Source organism: Amycolatopsis sp. WAC 04169 (assembly GCF_003947535.1).
GTDB classification, from domain to species: domain Bacteria; phylum Actinomycetota; class Actinomycetes; order Mycobacteriales; family Pseudonocardiaceae; genus Amycolatopsis; species Amycolatopsis keratiniphila.
In genome coordinates this window covers 1-627 of sequence record NZ_QHJI01000072.1, presented here as the reverse complement: position 1 = coordinate 627, position 627 = coordinate 1, and the positions used below count along the sequence as shown (strand labels likewise).

1 protein-coding gene is annotated in these 627 nt (G+C 66.8%); it reads left to right on the top strand.

Annotated elements, in window-relative coordinates; genetic code table 11:
* Positions 1-160: 160 nt before the first annotated feature.
* Positions 161-627: glycosyltransferase family 2 protein (locus DMC61_RS41060; protein WP_199750249.1), on the top strand; the 467-nt coding region annotated here is incomplete at its 3' end.

The window sequence follows — 627 nt, the reverse complement described above, 5'->3', positions numbered from 1 at the left end:
CCGTCCGGGGTGTTCCCGGTGACGCATGAGGCGGTTGAGGGGGCCGCGAGCCGACACCGGTCAGGGGTGGGGACGTCCAGTGCGGACTGATAGCAGCCCGCTGGGCGAAATGTCTTGGTAGGAGTACGAGTTGGTGGAACATCCGCGTCTGAGTATTGTCGTGCCCTTTCAGGACGTCGAGACCTACCTGGCCGAGTGCCTGGAGTCGATCGCACGGCAGTCCTTCCGCGACTTCGAGGTGATCCTCGTCGACGACGGCTCCACCGACGGCTCGTCACGCATCGCCGCCGACTTCTGCGCGGCCGACCCGCGGTTCCGCCTGATCCGCCAGGAGCCGCACGGCCCCGGGCACGCGCGCAACACCGGGCTGCGGGCCATGCACCCCCAGGGCGAGTTCCTCGCCTTCGTGGACGGCGACGACGTCATCCCCGAGTACGCCTACGGCCTGCTGGTGCGCACCCTGGAGGGGTCCGACTCGGACTTCGTGTCGGGCAACGTGCAGATGATGAACTCCACGAAGAAGTGGCAGTCGCCGCTGCACAAGGGCCCGATGCAGAAGAACCGGCGCGGCACCCACATCACCAGGTTCGAGGCGCTGATCTACGACCGGACGGTCTGGAACAAGAT